14 protein-coding genes are annotated in these 16,027 nt (G+C 58.3%); 1 reads left to right on the forward strand and 13 read right to left on the reverse strand.

Annotated features, from left to right (window positions below; genetic code table 11):
- Positions 1-4 precede the first annotated feature (4 nt).
- The 8 genes from tolA to cydA all read right to left on the reverse strand — a co-directional run bounded on the left by tolA (position 5) and on the right by cydA (position 6,121).
- A complete protein-coding gene (gene tolA / locus ACYF6X_RS14390) occupies positions 5-1,234 on the reverse strand; it encodes a cell envelope integrity protein TolA (RefSeq protein WP_107227293.1) in 1,230 nt (409 codons plus the stop codon).
- Between the two features lie 81 nt (positions 1,235-1,315).
- On the reverse strand, positions 1,316-1,744 hold the full coding sequence (gene tolR / locus ACYF6X_RS14395; RefSeq protein ID WP_004939859.1) for a colicin uptake protein TolR: 429 nt from the start codon (positions 1,742-1,744) through the stop codon (positions 1,316-1,318).
- A 12-nt stretch (positions 1,745-1,756) separates the two neighbouring features.
- Positions 1,757-2,440: a Tol-Pal system protein TolQ gene (gene tolQ, locus ACYF6X_RS14400; protein WP_004939862.1), complete on the reverse strand. Its 684-nt coding sequence runs from the start codon at positions 2,438-2,440 to the stop codon at positions 1,757-1,759.
- A complete protein-coding gene (gene ybgC, locus ACYF6X_RS14405; RefSeq protein WP_025160034.1) occupies positions 2,437-2,841 on the reverse strand; it encodes a tol-pal system-associated acyl-CoA thioesterase in 405 nt (134 codons plus the stop codon). The genes tolQ and ybgC overlap by 4 nt, the downstream gene beginning before the upstream one ends.
- Before the next feature lie 130 nt (positions 2,842-2,971).
- Positions 2,972-3,268: a cyd operon protein YbgE gene (gene ybgE / locus ACYF6X_RS14410; RefSeq protein ID WP_019454032.1), complete on the reverse strand. Its 297-nt coding sequence runs from the start codon at positions 3,266-3,268 to the stop codon at positions 2,972-2,974.
- Positions 3,268-3,381: a cytochrome bd-I oxidase subunit CydX gene (gene cydX / locus ACYF6X_RS14415; RefSeq protein ID WP_004939868.1), complete on the reverse strand. Its 114-nt coding sequence runs from the start codon at positions 3,379-3,381 to the stop codon at positions 3,268-3,270. The genes ybgE and cydX overlap by 1 nt, the downstream gene beginning before the upstream one ends.
- 17 nt (positions 3,382-3,398) lie before the next feature.
- The gene (cydB, locus tag ACYF6X_RS14420) at positions 3,399-4,538 is read right to left on the reverse strand and encodes a cytochrome d ubiquinol oxidase subunit II (RefSeq protein WP_130018778.1); all 1,140 of its coding nucleotides are present in this window, start codon (positions 4,536-4,538) and stop codon (positions 3,399-3,401) included.
- 14 nt (positions 4,539-4,552) lie between these two features.
- Positions 4,553-6,121, reverse strand: coding sequence for a cytochrome ubiquinol oxidase subunit I (cydA, locus tag ACYF6X_RS14425; RefSeq protein ID WP_019454034.1), 1,569 nt, complete (start codon positions 6,119-6,121; stop codon positions 4,553-4,555).
- 683 nt (positions 6,122-6,804) lie between these two features.
- On the opposite strand from cydA, the gene ACYF6X_RS14430 reads away from it, so the two are divergent.
- Positions 6,805-8,703, forward strand: coding sequence for a bifunctional metallophosphatase/5'-nucleotidase (locus tag ACYF6X_RS14430; RefSeq protein WP_130018777.1), 1,899 nt, complete (start codon positions 6,805-6,807; stop codon positions 8,701-8,703).
- Positions 8,704-8,775: 72 nt separating this feature from the next.
- Here ACYF6X_RS14430 and sucD read toward each other — a convergent pair whose 3' ends face one another.
- The 5 genes from sucD to ACYF6X_RS14455 form a co-directional block, all read right to left on the reverse strand.
- Positions 8,776-9,648: a succinate--CoA ligase subunit alpha gene (sucD, locus tag ACYF6X_RS14435; RefSeq protein ID WP_004939878.1), complete on the reverse strand. Its 873-nt coding sequence runs from the start codon at positions 9,646-9,648 to the stop codon at positions 8,776-8,778.
- Positions 9,648-10,814, reverse strand: a complete 1,167-nt coding sequence (gene sucC, locus ACYF6X_RS14440) for an ADP-forming succinate--CoA ligase subunit beta (protein ID WP_025301883.1) — start codon at positions 10,812-10,814, stop codon at positions 9,648-9,650. The genes sucD and sucC overlap by 1 nt, the downstream gene beginning before the upstream one ends.
- Before the next feature lie 122 nt (positions 10,815-10,936).
- Positions 10,937-12,154, reverse strand: a complete 1,218-nt coding sequence (gene odhB, locus ACYF6X_RS14445; RefSeq protein WP_033637469.1) for a 2-oxoglutarate dehydrogenase complex dihydrolipoyllysine-residue succinyltransferase — start codon at positions 12,152-12,154, stop codon at positions 10,937-10,939.
- Positions 12,155-12,217: 63 nt separating this feature from the next.
- Positions 12,218-15,025: a 2-oxoglutarate dehydrogenase E1 component gene (gene sucA / locus ACYF6X_RS14450; RefSeq protein ID WP_025301881.1), complete on the reverse strand. Its 2,808-nt coding sequence runs from the start codon at positions 15,023-15,025 to the stop codon at positions 12,218-12,220.
- A 275-nt stretch (positions 15,026-15,300) separates the two neighbouring features.
- The gene (locus ACYF6X_RS14455) at positions 15,301-16,017 is read right to left on the reverse strand and encodes a succinate dehydrogenase iron-sulfur subunit (RefSeq protein WP_004939885.1); all 717 of its coding nucleotides are present in this window, start codon (positions 16,015-16,017) and stop codon (positions 15,301-15,303) included.
- Between the last annotated feature and the right edge of the window lie 10 nt (positions 16,018-16,027).

The raw sequence follows: 16,027 nt of genomic DNA on the forward strand, positions 1-16,027 counted from the left end.
ACCGTTATTGCGGCTTGAATTCAAGGATAGAATTCTTAAAGTGCTGATAAACGGCATCGCTCGGCGGCTTCGGTATATGCGCCAACTTGGCGGCAGACACCGCTGCTTGGCACAGTGCAGGATCGCCCCCCGCCGCTTGTACGCTTATCAGCAGGCCGTCCGGCGCCAGCTTGATACGCAGATCGCAGGTTTTGCCGGCGAACGAACTGGCGTCATAGAACTTGCTCTGAATCGCCCCTTGAATCTGCCCCATATAACCGCTGATATCCGCCCCGCTGGCCCCAGCCGCTTTGGCATTGCCCTGCCCGGTCGGTTTACCGTCGCCCTTCGATTTGGCGCCGCCGCCTTTCGGCGCGTTCTTGCCGTCCGCCAGGCCGCCAAACAGATCGCTAACTTCATCCGATTGTTTCGCAGCCTCAGCGGCGGCCTTCTTCTTGGCATCCGCAGCGGCTTTCTTGGCTGCCGCAGCTTTCTCAGCGGCGGCCGCTTTCTTCTCTGCCTCGGCGGCAGCCTTCTTCTCGGCTTCCGCTGCGGCTTTCTTCTCGGCTTCAGCGGCCGCTTTCTTCTCTGCGGCCTCTGCGGCTTTTTGCTCTGCGGCGGCGGCAGCAGCTTTCTTCGCCTCTTCCGCCTGTTTCTTGGCGGCGGCAGCGGCGGCCGCTTCTTTCTTGGCTTCCGCTTCGGCTTTCTTCTGCGCGTCCGCCTGCGCCTTGGCGACCTTGTCCGCTTCGGCCTTCGCCTTAGCGGCGGCGGCTTCGGCGACCTTCTGTTGCTCTTTGGCCTTGGCTGCGGCGGCTTCCGCCGCTTTTTGCTGCTCGGCGGCCTGTTTCTGCTGCTCCGCTGCCTTCTGCTGTTGCTCAGCCTGCGCTTTGGCGTCCTGCGCAGCTTTCTCCTGCGCCGCCAAACGCTCTTTCTCCAGCTCTTTCAGGCGCTGTTGCTGCTCCGCCTGCTTCTGCTGAAGCTCTTCGGCCTGTTGCTCCGCCTTTTTCTGGCGCTGCTTCTCGGCACGCTGCGCATCGTTGCTCTGCTGCTGCTGGCGGTTGTATTGCTCCACCACCGCGCCAGGATCGACCATCACTGCGCCCACCACGGTGCCATCACCGCCACCGCCGGCGCCCATGTCGACCTTTTCCTGCAGCGATCCCCAAATCAGCAGGGCAATCAATATGAAGTGCAGAACGACCGAAACAATAACGGCGCGGTTCAGCTTATCGTTTTGCTCAGTTGCCTTTACCAAAATAGATTCCCAAAAACTGGTGTTGCTTATACGGGGTTCCTGGGCCGCAGCGCAGGAACCGGGTTGCCGTTCGCCTTACGGTCAGATCGGCTGGGTCATCAGCCCCACGGAAGCCACGCCCGCCTGATGGAGAATATTCAATGCCTTGATAATCTCATCGTAAGGGACTTCCTTCGCACCGCCGATCAAAAAGACCGTTTTCGGGTTAGCCGCCAAACGCGACTTGGCTTCGGCCGCGACTTGCTCAGGCGGCAGCAGCTCCATACGGTTGTGATCCACCACCAGGGTGTATTGACCTACGCCGGAAACCTCGAGGATCACCGGCGGATTGTCATCGCTGGACACCGTTTTGGAATCGGTGGCGTCCGGCAGGTCAACTTCCACGCTCTGCGTGATGATTGGCGCGGTTGCCATAAAGATCAGCAGCAGCACCAGCAACACGTCGAGCAGCGGAACGATGTTAATTTCGGACTTCAGCTCGCGCCGACTACGTCCACGTACTCTCGCCATGCTACCTCCTACTTATTTGCTGTCGCTGGAGAAGGCCTGACGATGCAGAATAGCGGTGAACTCTTCCATAAAGTTGTCGTAATTCTGCTCAAGCTTGTTGACGCGCTGGTTGAGACGGTTATAGGCCATTACCGCCGGGATGGCGGCGAACAGACCGATCGCGGTGGCGATCAGCGCTTCGGCGATACCCGGCGCCACCATCTGCAGCGTGGCTTGCTTCACCGCGCCCAGCGCAATAAAGGCGTGCATGATCCCCCACACGGTGCCGAACAGGCCGATGTACGGGCTGATCGAACCGACGGTGCCGAGGAACGGAATATGGGTTTCCAGCGTTTCCAGCTCGCGGTTCATAGAAATGCGCATCGCACGCGACGCCCCTTCGATCACCGACTCCGGCGCATGGTTGTTGGCGCGGTGCAGGCGGGCGAACTCTTTGAATCCGGAATGGAAGATCTGCTCGGAACCGGTCAGGCTATCGCGACGCGCCTGACTTTCCTGGTACAGACGGGAAAGCTCGATACCGGACCAGAATTTGTCTTCAAAGGCTTCGGCGTCACGCGTCGCCGCATTGAGGATGCGGGTACGCTGAATGATGATCGCCCAAGAGGCTACCGAGAAGCATATCAAAATCAACATGATAAGCTTAACCAGCAGGCTCGCCTTCAAGAATAAATCTAGGATGTTCATGTCAGTCACTGCTTAAACTCCGCGACAATAGACTTAGGAAGCGCTCTTGGCTTCATTTGGTGTGGATCAATACAGGCAATCAGGACATCAGCCTGGCTCAGTAGGGCCCCGTCAGAATTGACAATGCGTTGAGCAAACGTGAGAGAAGCCCCGCGCAGACAGGTGATTTCGCTCTGGACCTCCAGTTGCTCGTCGAGACGAGCCGGAGCCAGATAATCCACCGTCATGCGCCGGACGACAAAAGCGACTTGTTCACTGAGCAGCTGCTGTTGATGAAAGTTGTGCTGACGCAGCATCTCTGTGCGCGCTCTTTCAAAAAAGGCGACGTAGCGGGCGTGATAGACCACACCACTGGCATCGGTATCCTCGTAGTAAACGCGAACCGGCCATCGAAACAACGTATTACTCACTCTACTTCCCAGCAATGCAATTTAACGCTGCTACTATACGCAAGACGGATCGGGTTGGGAATGGGTTACAAGATGGGAATGAAAATAATTATGGGCCGTGAGGGCCCATAACATGGGGACATCGGGGAGATTATAAAGAAACGTAAAGTAATCCTGCGCACAAGATCACAATTGCGGGAAGCGGCGCGAAAAAGGCGCGCCAGACGCTGCGCTGCGGGCGGAATCCGAAACCGTGGATCACCCCGGCGCACACCGCCCAAATCAGCAACAGCCCTTCCCAAATCTCCAGCGAGCTGGTTTTGGCGGCGAAACGCGTCGGATCCCAGAACACGCATCCCGCCAAAATCAACGCCAGCACCAGGGAAAGGGCCCGGATCGGGCCCTTGTCGGTGACAGCGTACAGCTTGTCAATCACGGACGAGCTCATCACTTACCGTCTTGCTGAGCTTTGGTCGCTTCGCTCTGCTCAAGCGCCAGCGCCGTGATGATGCCGAAGGCGCAGGCAAGAAGCGTTCCGAGAATCCAGGCAAAATACCACATGGTTTAGCTCCTTATCCTTAGTACAGCGAATGCTTGTTGTTTTCGATGTAGTTCTTGTCGAGGCGACCGAACATTTTGTAGTACGACCAGCTGGTGTACGCCAAAACGATAGGCACGAAGATCGCCGCCACGACGGTCATCACTTTCAGCGTCAACAGGCTCGACGTCGCGTCCCACATGGTCAGGCTGACGTTAGGCACGGTGCTGGACGGCATCACGAACGGGAACATGGTGACCCCGGCGGTGAGGATGACGCAGGCGATGGTCAGCGACGAGGTGACGAACGCCAGCGCGCCTTTCTCCAGACGCGAGAACAGGATGGTGAACAACGGCAGCACCACGCCCAGCGCAGGCAGCGCCCACAGCAGCGGATACTTGTTGAAGTTGATCAGCCAGGCACCGGCCTGATGCGCCACTTCTTTACGCATCGGGTTGGATTCCGCCAGGGTGTTCAGCGCCGACGTCACGACGAAGCCGTCGATGCCTTTCACCAGCCATACGCCCGCCAGCAGGAAGCACACCGCCATGATCAGCGTCGCGATCTGTGCCGCAGCGCGTGAACGCAGGTGGATCTCGCCGGTGGTGCGCATTTGCAGGTAGGTCGCACCCTGGGTGACCAGCATGGTCAGGCTGACCACGCCCGCCAACAGACCGAACGGGTTCAGCAGTTGGAAGAAGTTGCCGGTGTAGAACAGGCGCATATACTCGTCCATGTGGAACGGCACGCCCTGCAGCAGGTTGCCGAACGCCACGCCGAATACCACGGCAGGCACGAAGGAGCCGATGAAGATGCCCCAGTCCCACATGTTGCGCCAGCGGCTGCTCTCCAGCTTGGAACGGTAGTCGAAACCGACCGGGCGGAAGAACAAGGCGGCCAGCACCAGGATCATGGCGACGTAGAAGCCGGAGAAGGCCGCTGCGTAGACCATCGGCCAGGCGGCGAACAGCGCACCGCCGGCGGTGATCAGCCACACCTGGTTACCGTCCCAGTGCGGGGCGATGGAGTTGATCATCACCCGGCGCTCGGTATCGGTTTTCCCGATGATGCGCACCAGAATGCCGACGCCCATGTCGAAACCGTCGGTGACGGCGAAGCCGATCAGCAGTACGCCAACCAGGACCCACCAAATAAATCGTAGTACTTCATAGTCAAACATACGTGGACTCCTGTTTAGCGCGCTTCCTGCACGGCGGCAGTCGGTTGTTCAAAGTGATAGCGGCCGGTTTTCAGGCTGCTTGGACCCAGACGCGCAAACTTGAACATCAGGTACAATTCAGCCACCAGGAACAGGGTGTACAAGCCGCAGATCAGCCCCATCGAGAACAGAATGTCGCCCGCGGTCAGCGAAGAGTTGGCGACCGCCGTCGGCAGCACCTCACCAATCGCCCACGGTTGACGGCCGTATTCCGCCACGAACCAGCCGGACTCGATCGCGATCCAAGGCAGCGGCAAACCGTACAGCGCCGCGCGGTGCAGCCATTTTTTCTGGCCAATGCGGCCGCGGATCACGTTCCAGAACGACAGGCCGATGATCAACAGCATGATCACGCCACAGGCCACCATGATGCGGAAGGCGAAGTACAGCGGCGCCACGCGCGGAATGGAGTCCTTGGTCGCCAGCTGGATCTGCGCTTCCGTCGCGTCGGTGACGTTCGGGGTATAGCGCTTCAGCAGCATACCGTAGCCCAGGTCTTGCTTGGTTTTGTTGAATTCGGCGCGCACCGCAGGATCGGTGTTACCGCCGCGCAGCTCTTCCAGCAGCTGGTAGGCTTTCATCCCGTTGCGGATACGCACTTCATGCTGAGCCATCAGATCTTTCAGGCCGGTGACCTGAGTGTCCGTGGAGCGGGTGGCGATCAGGCCAAGCGCATACGGGATCTGAATAGAGAAGGAGTTTTCCATCTTGTCCTGATCGGGAATGCCGAACAGGGTGAAGGAGGCCGGCGCCGGCTGGGTGTCCCATTCTGCTTCGATAGCGGCCAGTTTGGTTTTCTGCACGTCGCCCATTTCGTAGCCGGATTCATCACCCAGAACGATAACGGACAGAATGGCAGCCATACCGAAGCTGGCAGCGATGGCGAAGGAGCGCTTGGCGAAGGCGATGTCGCGGCCTTTCAGCAGGTAGTAGGAGCTGATGCCCAGAACGAACATCGCGCCACAGGTGTAGCCGGAAGCCACGGTGTGAACGAATTTCACCTGCGCAACCGGGTTAAGCACCAGTTCGGAGAAGCTGACCATCTCCATGCGCATGGTTTCGAAGTTGAAATCCGAAGCGATCGGGTTCTGCATCCAGCCGTTGGCGACCAGGATCCACAGCGCGGACAGGTTGGAGCCGAGGGCCACAAACCAGGTTACCGCCATGTGCTGCACCTTGCTCAGACGATCCCAGCCGAAGAAGAACAGGCCGACCAACGTCGATTCAAGGAAGAACGCCATCAGACCTTCGATAGCCAGTGGGGCCCCGAAGATATCGCCGACGTAGTGAGAGAAGTACGACCAGTTAGTCCCGAACTGGAACTCCATGGTCAAACCGGTGGCCACACCCAGAGCAAAGTTAATCGCAAATAACTTTCCCCAGAATTTGGTCATGTCTTTATAGATTTGTTTGCCAGACAGGACATATACCGTTTCCATAATTGCCAGCAAGAACGCCATACCGAGCGTTAATGGGACAAATAAGAAATGGTACATCGCCGTTAAAGCAAACTGTAAGCGCGACAGTTCGACAATATCAAACATCTTGACTCCTTGCTCCTCGCAGGAAGACTCCGACACGCGGTTATCGGCACGCCTTTTTCAAAGCCGCCAGTAACGCCCCGCAGTGAATGCCCTAAAACACAACAAATTTGATCCAGCTTCTCCGCTTTCAACCGCACACTCGGCCAATAGCCTCTCGGGCCGTCGACAAGCGCGCCACTGAAAACCGACAACGGGTAACAAATGCAACAAGATCAACCATCCATAATCACAACATGGATGATACTCGCCCAATCCCACACAATAAATAGGTTTTTACGTGACGTGGGTTAGACTTTTGGTTACAGGTCAAATCTTAGCCGAAAGAGGTACTTCGGGCTAATTTGATCTGAGACAATTTAAGCCTATCCGCATCTTATTTCCATATTCATCAGCACATTTCGCATAATTTTCTTAGGGTCATGTTGCGCAATGGTTTAATTGTTTTTTAATGATATTTTTGTGTTAAATAAATGTAATTTAAAAGAGCCGCCATTGTATTATTACGCGCTTATTATGCGACATAATTAACCTTTTATTTCCAATAAGCCGTGACAGTGATAGCAGTCACAAAACAACAAATCTCTCTCCAATATTAGTCTATTTCTCGCGATGGGATCGTAAAGGTTGCGATTTTGTAGCAGAATGACCACTTATGTTAAAATTGCATTGAGTGACAATAACTTATGAAAAAAATCATCTTTGCCTCTGTCTTGGGACTCTCGGGAAACGCCATGGCCGCCGAAACGGTAAATATCACCCTACTGGGCACCTCCGATCTGCACGGCACCTTCGTGCCCTGGGACTACGCCAGCGACACGGAGAATCTGGCGGGCAGCCTGAGCCAGATAGCCACCCAGGTCAAAAAGGTGCGGGCCGAGCAGCCAAACCTGATCCTGGTGGACGCCGGCGACACCATTCAGGGCAACTTCGTCGAAACCTTCAAGCATGAGGCCGTCAGCCCGATGATGCTGGGCCTCAACGCGCTCAATTATGACGTCTGGGTGATGGGCAACCACGAGTTCGACTTCGGCCTGCCGGTGCTGGCTACACCGCTTAAGCAGTTCAAGGGCGCGGCGCTGGCGGGCAATATCGTCTGGGACAACGGCAAGCCCTATCTGCCGGCCTACACCATCGTCGAGCGCCAAGGCGTGAAGATCGGCATTATCGGCATGGACACGCCGATGACCGCCGAATTCGCCAAGGGTACCGATCGCATCAAAGGGCTGAACTTCACCGATCCGGTGCAGGCGGTGAAACAGGTCATCAGGCAAATCGACGGCCAGGTCGACGCCATCGTGCTGGTGGCGCATATGGGCATCGACAACGAGAACCAGCGCCCCGGCACCGGCGTAGCCGACATCGCCAACGCCAACCCGGAGCTGGCGGCGATCGTCGCCGGTCATATGCATGTGAAGATCGACAAAGCGGTGGTTAACGGCGTCATCATCACCGAGCCGGATAAATACGGCCGCGCGCTGTCGCGCATCGATCTGCAATTTGAACGCCGCGACGGCAAATTCACGCTGATCGACAAAAACAGCTACACCTACCCCATCAAGGGGATGACGCCGGACAGCGCCCTGCAGGCTCTCTACCAGCCATACCATGACATTCTGCGCGCCAACGCCAACCGGGTCGTGGCGAAGCTGAGCGGCAGCGATCTGGTGCCCGGTGACGAATTCCGCGGCATTCCCCAGGTGCACGTGCAGGATACCGGTATCAGCGCGTTGTTCCAGCAGGCCGCCCGCCACTATGCGCCGCTGGCGCAGGTGATCGCCCTGCAGATCGACAACGATCGCGCCAAACTGGACGTCGGCGACATCAAGGCCAAGGATATCGCCTTTAACTACCAATACGCCGGCGGCGAGATCACCGTGTATCAGCTCAACGGCAAAGCGCTTAAACGCTACATGGAGTGGTCCGCCGACTATTTCAATCAGCTGCAGCCGGGCGACGTCACCTACAGCTTTAACCCGGCGCGGCGATCGTCCAAATATTCCACCAACGATTTCTTCGATGGCGTCACTTACACCATTGACCTGCGCCAACCCGCCGGCTCACGCATCGTCGATCTGCGCCTGGCGGATGGCACGCCGGTCACCGACGATATGCCGATCCGCCTGGGCATGAACAGTTACCGCATGGGCCACCTGACGCAAAAGGGTGGCGCGCTGGAGGGGCAATCCTTCCCGGTGCTGTTCGACAGCAAAGCGCAATACGGTGAAGAAGAAGGTACTATCCGCCACCTGACTCTGCGCTACCTGACGGAGGTGAAACACGGCCACTATCAGGGCGTGCCGCCACAGCGCTGGAAGCTGATCGGCATGGAGGGTTACGAACCGCAGCGGGCGATCGTCAAACAGCTGCTCAACGAGGGCGTCATCCAGGTGCCGACCACCGACGACGGCCGCTACACCAACGTCGCGTCGATCAACGTCAAAGACGCGCTGTTCCGCAACGCCGACGATTACCGCGCCGCCCTCACCTCTCTGGATCAACAGCGGCAAGCCGCCGCGGATCCGGTGCAACAGCGTCGCCTGCAGGATCGGATCGCGTTGATCAAGGCGCTCAACGACTTCTGATCTTCGCCCATAAAAAAGGCCACCCTATGGGTGGCCAAACATGTCGAGATATTGTTATTTCGTACTAAATTCTTAGCGCTTCAGCACCGCTTTTACCGCGTCGCCGATGTCCGCCAGGCTGCGAACGGTTTTCACGCCCGCCGCTTCCAGCGCAGCAAACTTCTCGTCCGCCGTGCCTTTGCCGCCTGCGATGATGGCGCCCGCGTGGCCCATACGCTTGCCTTTCGGCGCGGTCACGCCGGCGATGTAGCCGACAACCGGTTTGGTGACGTGTTCTTTGATGTAAGCTGCCGCTTCTTCTTCAGCGCTGCCGCCGATCTCACCGATCATCACGATCGCTTCGGTCTGCGGATCCTGCTGGAACATCTTCAGGATATCGATGAAGTTAGAGCCCGGGATCGGGTCGCCGCCGATGCCCACGCAGGTGGACTGGCCCAGACCGGCATCGGTGGTTTGTTTCACCGCTTCATAGGTCAGGGTGCCGGAGCGGGAAACGATGCCCACTTTGCCCGGCAGGTGGATGTGGCCAGGCATGATGCCGATTTTGCACTCGCCCGGGGTGATCACGCCAGGGCAGTTCGGCCCGATCATGCGCACGCCGGCTTCGTCCAGCTTCACTTTCACGGTCAGCATGTCCAGGGTCGGGATGCCTTCGGTGATGGTGATGATCAGTTTGATGCCGGCATCGATCGCTTCCAGGATGGAGTCTTTGCAGAACGGCGCTGGAACGTAGATGACCGAGGCAGTGGCGCCGGTCGCTTCAACCGCTTCGCGCACGGTGTTGAACACCGGCAGGCCCAGGTGCTGAGTGCCGCCTTTGCCCGGGGTTACGCCGCCAACCATTTTGGTGCCGTAAGCGATAGCTTGTTCGGAGTGGAAAGTCCCCTGGCTACCGGTGAAGCCCTGGCAAATTACCTTGGTGTTCTTATCGATTAAAATGGACATTATTTACCCTCCACTGCTGCAACAACTTGCTGAGCCGCATCAGTCAGGCTGGTCGCAGCAATGATATTCAGGCCGCTGTCCGCCAGTTTCTTGGCGCCCAGTTCGGCGTTATTCCCTTCCAAGCGCACCACCACCGGGACGTTAACGCCCACTTCGGCCACTGCGCCGATGATGCCGTCGGCGATCAGATCGCAACGTACGATACCACCGAAGATGTTAACCAGAACCGCTTTCACCTTGTCGTCGGACAGGATGATTTTGAACGCTTCGGTCACGCGCTCTTTGGTCGCGCCGCCGCCAACGTCCAGGAAGTTGGCCGGTTCGCCGCCGTGCAGTTTAACGATGTCCATGGTACCCATCGCCAGACCGGCGCCGTTAACCATGCAGCCGATGTTGCCGTCGAGGGCAACGTAGTTCAGCTCCCACTGAGCCGCACGGGATTCACGCTCGTCTTCCTGGGAAGGGTCACGCATTTCACGCAGTTCCGGCTGGCGGAACAGGGCGTTGCCGTCGGCGCCCAGTTTGCCGTCCAGGCACACCAGATCGCCCTGCTTGGTGATCACCAGCGGGTTGATCTCAACCATCGCCAGGTCACGCTCCAGGAACAGCGTCGCCAGGCCCATGAAGATCTTGGCGAACTGGCTGACTTGCTTACCGGTCAGGCCCAGTTTGAAGGCCAGCTCACGGCCCTGATAAGGCTGTGGACCCGCCAGCGGATCGATGGTCATTTTGTGGATCAGTTCAGGGGTTTCTTCCGCCACCTTCTCGATCTCCACGCCGCCTTCGGTAGACGCCATGAACACCACGCGACGGGTAGAACGATCCACGACCGCGCCCAGGTACAGTTCCTTATCGATGTCGGTCGCCGCTTCTACCAGGATCTGGTGAACCGGCTGGCCCAGCGCATCAGTCTGGTAAGTCACCAGACGCTTGCCCAACCAGGCTTCCGCGAAGGCACGGATATCTTCTTTGCTGTTGACGACTTTAACGCCGCCCGCTTTACCGCGGCCGCCAGCATGAACCTGACATTTCACCACCCACGGGCCGGAGCCGATTTTGGATGCGGCTTCTTCTGCTTCACGCGGAGTGGTACAGGCGTAACCGGTTGGTGCCGGCATGCCATACCGAGCAAACAGCTGTTTTGCCTGATATTCGTGTAAATTCATGATGTTCTATCCATTCAGTTCTGAAGGTTTTTAGCCGGACCATTATTACGCGGTAAACCGCATGGTTTTCCGGCCACATAGCACAGAGTGCGGGCGCGGCATGCCGCGCCCGGCAAGGGTTACTAGACGTCCAGCAACAGACGAGCCGGATCTTCCAGCATCTCTTTGACCGTCACCAGATAACCGACGGATTCTTTACCGTCGATCAGGCGGTGGTCATAAGACAGCGCCAGATACATCATCGGCTGGATCACCACCTGACCATTGACCGCCATTGGGCGATCTTTGATGGCGTGCATGCCCAGGATGGCGCTCTGCGGCGGGTTGATGATCGGGGTGGACATCAGGGAGCCGAATACGCCGCCGTTGGTAATGGTGAAGTTACCGCCGGTCAGCTCTTCCACGGTCAGTTTGCCGTCGCGGCCCTTAACGGCCAGCTCTTTGATTTTCTTCTCGATGTCAGCCATGCTCATGGCGTCCACATCGCGCAGTACCGGCGTCACCAGGCCGCGCGGGGTAGAAACCGCGATGCTGATGTCGAAGTAGTTGTGGTAAACCACGTCGGAACCGTCGATCGACGCGTTCACTTCCGGGAAACGCTTCAGCGCTTCAACCACCGCCTTGATGTAGAAGGACATGAAGCCCAGACGCACGCCGTGACGCTTCTCGAAGGCTTCGCCGTACTGCTTGCGCAGATCCATGATCGGCTGCATGTTGATTTCGTTGAAGGTGGTCAGCATCGCGGTGCTGTTCTTCGCTTCCAACAGACGTTCGGCGACGCGTTTGCGCAGGCGAGTCATCGGCACGCGTTTTTCGCTGCGGCCGGCCAGAGCAGGCTGCGGTGCAGCTTCAGCGGCGGCGGCCGGTTTGGCGGCGGCGCCGCCTTTGGCCAGGTGCGCTTCCACGTCTTCACGCGTGATGCGGCCACCCACGCCGGTGCCTTTGATGGCGCCGGCATCGAGATCGTGTTCGGCGATCAGGCGGCGAATCGCCGGGCTGAGCGCGTCATTGCTTTCTTCTTCCAGGCTCGCGGTAGCGCGCTGTGCAGGCGTGGCCTCTTTCTCCTGGCTCTTCTCAGCGGTCGGCTTGCCGGAGCTGTCGCCCGGACGGATGCGGCCGAGCAGCTGGCGAGACAGTACGGTCGCACCCTCTTCTTCCACGATAGCATCGAGAATGCCCGCTTCACTGGCCGGCACTTCCAACACCACTTTGTCGGTTTCGATTTCAACCAGGACTTCATCACGCTGCACGCTGTCGCCCGGTTTTTTGTGCCAGGTGGCTACGGTCGCATCGGCAACCGATTCAGGAAGGTCAGGAACCAGAATATCTACGCTACTCATTTAGCTTTCCCTTAAGTTTTTTATCATCTGCTTGCCGGCTCTCGGCCGGCAAGCGAGCGAACATTAGTCAATATTCAGCGCGTCGTTCACCAGAGCCTGCTGCTGCTTCTGGTGTACGGACATATAGCCCACCGCCGGAGAAGCGGAGGCCGGACGTCCTGCGTAACGTAAAGAAGCCCCGAACGGCACCACTTCACGGAAGTTGTGTTGGCTGCAGTACCAGGCGCCCTGGTTCAGCGGCTCTTCCTGACACCAGACGAAATCATGCACGTGCGAGTATTGCTCCAGCACGGCCTGCACGGCCTGATGCGGGAACGGATACAGCTGCTCGATACGCACGATGGCCACGTCTTTCTGCTCGTTCTTGCGACGCTGTTCCAGCAGGTCGTAGTAGACCTTGCCGGAGCACAGCACGACGCGCTTGACCGCTTTCGGATCCAAGTCGTCGATCTCGCCGATCGCCGGCAGGAAGGTGCCGTTGGCCAGTTCGTCCAGCGAAGAAATCGCCAGCGGGTGACGCAGCAGCGACTTCGGCGACATCACCACCAGCGGACGGCGCATACCGCGCAGCGCCTGACGACGCAGCATATGGTAAACCTGCGCCGGCGTGGACGGGACGCACACCTGCATGTTCTGCTCTGCGCACAGCTGCAGATAACGCTCCAGACGCGCGGAAGAGTGCTCAGGGCCCTGGCCTTCATAGCCGTGCGGCAGCAGCATCACCAGGCCGCACATACGGCCCCATTTTTGCTCGCCGGAGCTGATGAACTGGTCGATAACAACCTGCGCGCCGTTGGCGAAGTCGCCGAACTGCGCTTCCCAGATGGTCAGCGTGCGCGGTTCCGCCGTGGCGTAACCGTATTCGAACGCCAGCACCGCTTCTTCAGACAACACGGAGTCCCAGACCTTGAATTCGCCCTGGCCGCTATGGATGTTCGCCAGCGGAACGTAGACGGAACCGTTTTTCTGGTTATGCACGACCGCGTGACGGTGGAAGAAGGTACCGCGGCCGGCGTCTTCACCGGAGATGCGGATCGGGATGCCTTCATCCGCCATGGTAGCGTAAGCCAGCGTTTCGGCAGCGCCCCAGTCGAACGGCTTGTTGCCCGCCGCCATCTCGGCGCGGTCAGCGTAGATTTTCGCCACGCGCGACTGCATTTCGATCGCTTCCGGCACGGTGCTGATGCGACGTGCCAGCTCCTGCAGACGCTTCATCTCAACCTTACTCGGGTACTCTTCGTCCCACTCGTGGTTCAGGTACGGAGACCAAGTGAAGGAGTGCAGATTCATCGGACGCCATTCTTCAACCACGCAATCGCCGCGGTCGAGCGCGTCGCGGTACAGGTTGACCATTTCCGTGGCATCTTCCAGGCTGGCCACTTTCTGCTCGGTCAGAACGTCAGCGTAGATTTTGCGCGGCGTAGGGTGTTTCTTGATCTTCTGATACATCACCGGCTGGGTGGCGCTCGGCTCGTCGGCCTCGTTGTGCCCATGGCGACGGTAGCAGACCAGATCGATCATCACGTCACGCTTAAAGGTGTTACGGAAATCCAACGCCAGGCGGGTGACGAAGGCCACGGCCTCCGGATCGTCCGCGTTAACGTGGAAGATCGGCGACTGAACCATTTTGGCGATGTCGGTGCAGTATTCGGTAGAGCGCGCATCCAGCGGGTTGGAGGTGGTGAAGCCAACCTGGTTGTTGATGACGATACGCACGGTGCCGCCCACTTCGTAGCCGCGAGCCTGAGACATGTTCAGGGTTTCCTGAACCACGCCCTGGCCGGTGATGGCGGCGTCGCCGTGGATGGTGATCGGCAGTACCATGTTGCTGCGCGCTTCGTCCAGACGATCGCGACGGGCGCGTACCGAGCCCATAACCACCGGGCTGACGATCTCCAGGTGCGACGGGTTGAACGCCAGCGCCAGGTGAACCATGCCGCCTTCGGTTTCCACGTCGGAAGAGAAGCCCTGGTGATATTTCACGTCACCGGTGCCGAGGTGTTCTTTATGCTTGCCGGCGAATTCGTCGAACAGGTCGGCCGGCTTTTTGCCCAGCACGTTGATCAGCACGTTCAGACGGCCGCGGTGGGCCATGCCCAACACCACTTCGCGCGTGCCGTTCTTACCGGCGTGGCGCACCATCTCTTTCAGCATCGGCACCAGCGCGTCGCCGCCTTCCAGCGAGAAGCGTTTGGCACCCGGGAATTTGGCGCCCAGGTAACGCTCCAGGCCTTCTGCCGCGGTCAGCTCGTTCAGGAAACGGCGTTTTTCGTCGGCGGTAAAGCTGGCGCGCCCCACCACCGACTCGATGCGCTGCTGGATCCAGCGTTTCTCTTCGGTGTTGGTGATGTGCATGTACTCAGCGCCGATCGACCCGCAATAGGTCTGCTTCAGCGCGGCGTACAGATCGCCCAGCTTCATGGTTTCTTTGCCGATGGCGAAAGAGCCCACGTTGAAGGTTTCCTGGAAATCGGCTTCGGTCAGGTTGTGGTAAGCGGGATCAAGGTCAGGAACTTGCTCGCGCTGCCATAGGCCGAGCGGATCGAGGTTGGCATGCTGATGCCCGCGGAAGCGGAAGGCGTTTATCAGCTGCAGTACCTTGACCTGTTTGGCGTCGGTTTCCGGATCGGTGATGGTGGTATTGTAGCGCGCAGAGTCTTTCGCCAGGCGGCGGAAGTAATCGCGCGTTTGAGAGTGAAGCTGATCGGGTTTGACACCCGCGGTTGGTAGCTGTTGAAAAATGGAACGCCAGCTATCTTCAACGGAACCCGGATCGGTTAAGAAGTCTTCATAGAGCTGCTCTATGTAAGACTGGTTCGCGCCCGCCAGATAGGAGGAATCCAGCCAGGCCTTCATTGCGCCGTTCTGCATCATGATCCCTTAAGCTTTGAAGCTTTAGTTTTCGCCGTGGTTAACATAATTACCGTGATGAATACGGTTTGCCGTAAAACGGTTCACTCGACGTACTTGCGGCCATGACGGCCCGATACGTTCTGTTATGGACCTTGCGGTCCCTTACAAGGAACCTCTAAAAACCGGCGGAAGAACCAGGCTGCATAGCGCCGCAGCCGCGGGTCAGTTTTTAGAGGTTCCCTCCCCTATGGGATGTGCGCCGGAAAAGAGCCCGGCGCAGCATCTCATTCCGTTTATGCGCCGCGTTGCAGCAGCATGGACTTGATATGCCCGATCGCACGCGTCGGATTCAAGCCTTTAGGACATACACTGACACAATTCATAATGCTATGGCAGCGGAAAACACTAAAAGCGTCGTCCAGATCATCTAAACGTTCTTGCGTTTCCGTGTCACGGCTGTCGATCAGGAAGCGATACGCCGCCAACAGACCGGCTGGGCCGATGAACTTGTCCGGGTTCCACCAGAACGATGGGCAAGAGGTCGAGCAGCAGGCGCACAGAATGCACTCGTACAGGCCGTCCAGCTTGGCGCGCTGCTCCGGCGACTGCAGATGCTCGCGCGCCGGCGGGTTCTTGCCGTCGTTCAGCAGGTATGGCTTGATCTTTTCATACTGGGTGTAGAACTGGCCCATATCCACCACCAGATCGCGCACCACCGGCAGGCCCGGCAGCGGACGGATCACGATCTTGCCGTTGCCTTTGCGCAGCGACGAAATCGGGGTGATGCACGCCAGGCCGTTTTTACCGTTCATGTTCAGGCCATCGGAACCGCAGACGCCTTCGCGGCATGAGCGACGGAACGACAGGGTTGGGTCTTTTTCTTTCAGCTGGATCAACGCATCCAGCAGCATCATGTCGCGACCTTCTTCCGCTTCCAGGGTGTAGTCCTGCATGTGCGGCGCGTCATCGACATCCGGGTTGTAGCGATAAATGGAAAATTCGAGTTTCATCTGTCGATCT

The organism is Serratia sp. ID 25-353 (assembly GCF_054792795.1).

Bases quoted from the DNA above. Each gene is read 5' to 3' on its own strand.
- tolR (WP_004939859.1), bottom strand. From the start codon at position 1,744: ATGGCGAGAGTACGTGGACGTAGTCGGCGCGAGCTGAAGTCCGAAATT.
- ybgE (WP_019454032.1), bottom strand. From the start codon at position 3,268: ATGAGCTCGTCCGTGATTGACAAGCTGTACGCTGTCACCGACAAGGGC.
- cydX (WP_004939868.1), bottom strand. From the start codon at position 3,381: ATGTGGTATTTTGCCTGGATTCTCGGAACGCTTCTTGCCTGCGCCTTC.
- cydB (WP_130018778.1), bottom strand. From the start codon at position 4,538: ATGTTTGACTATGAAGTACTACGATTTATTTGGTGGGTCCTGGTTGGC.
- cydA (WP_019454034.1), bottom strand. From the start codon at position 6,121: ATGTTTGATATTGTCGAACTGTCGCGCTTACAGTTTGCTTTAACGGCG.
- ACYF6X_RS14430 (WP_130018777.1), top strand. From the start codon at position 6,805: ATGAAAAAAATCATCTTTGCCTCTGTCTTGGGACTCTCGGGAAACGCC.
- sucD (WP_004939878.1), bottom strand. From the start codon at position 9,648: ATGTCCATTTTAATCGATAAGAACACCAAGGTAATTTGCCAGGGCTTC.
- sucC (WP_025301883.1), bottom strand. From the start codon at position 10,814: ATGAATTTACACGAATATCAGGCAAAACAGCTGTTTGCTCGGTATGGC.
- odhB (WP_033637469.1), bottom strand. From the start codon at position 12,154: ATGAGTAGCGTAGATATTCTGGTTCCTGACCTTCCTGAATCGGTTGCC.
- sucA (WP_025301881.1), bottom strand. From the start codon at position 15,025: ATGCAGAACGGCGCAATGAAGGCCTGGCTGGATTCCTCCTATCTGGCG.
- ACYF6X_RS14455 (WP_004939885.1), bottom strand. From the start codon at position 16,017: ATGAAACTCGAATTTTCCATTTATCGCTACAACCCGGATGTCGATGAC.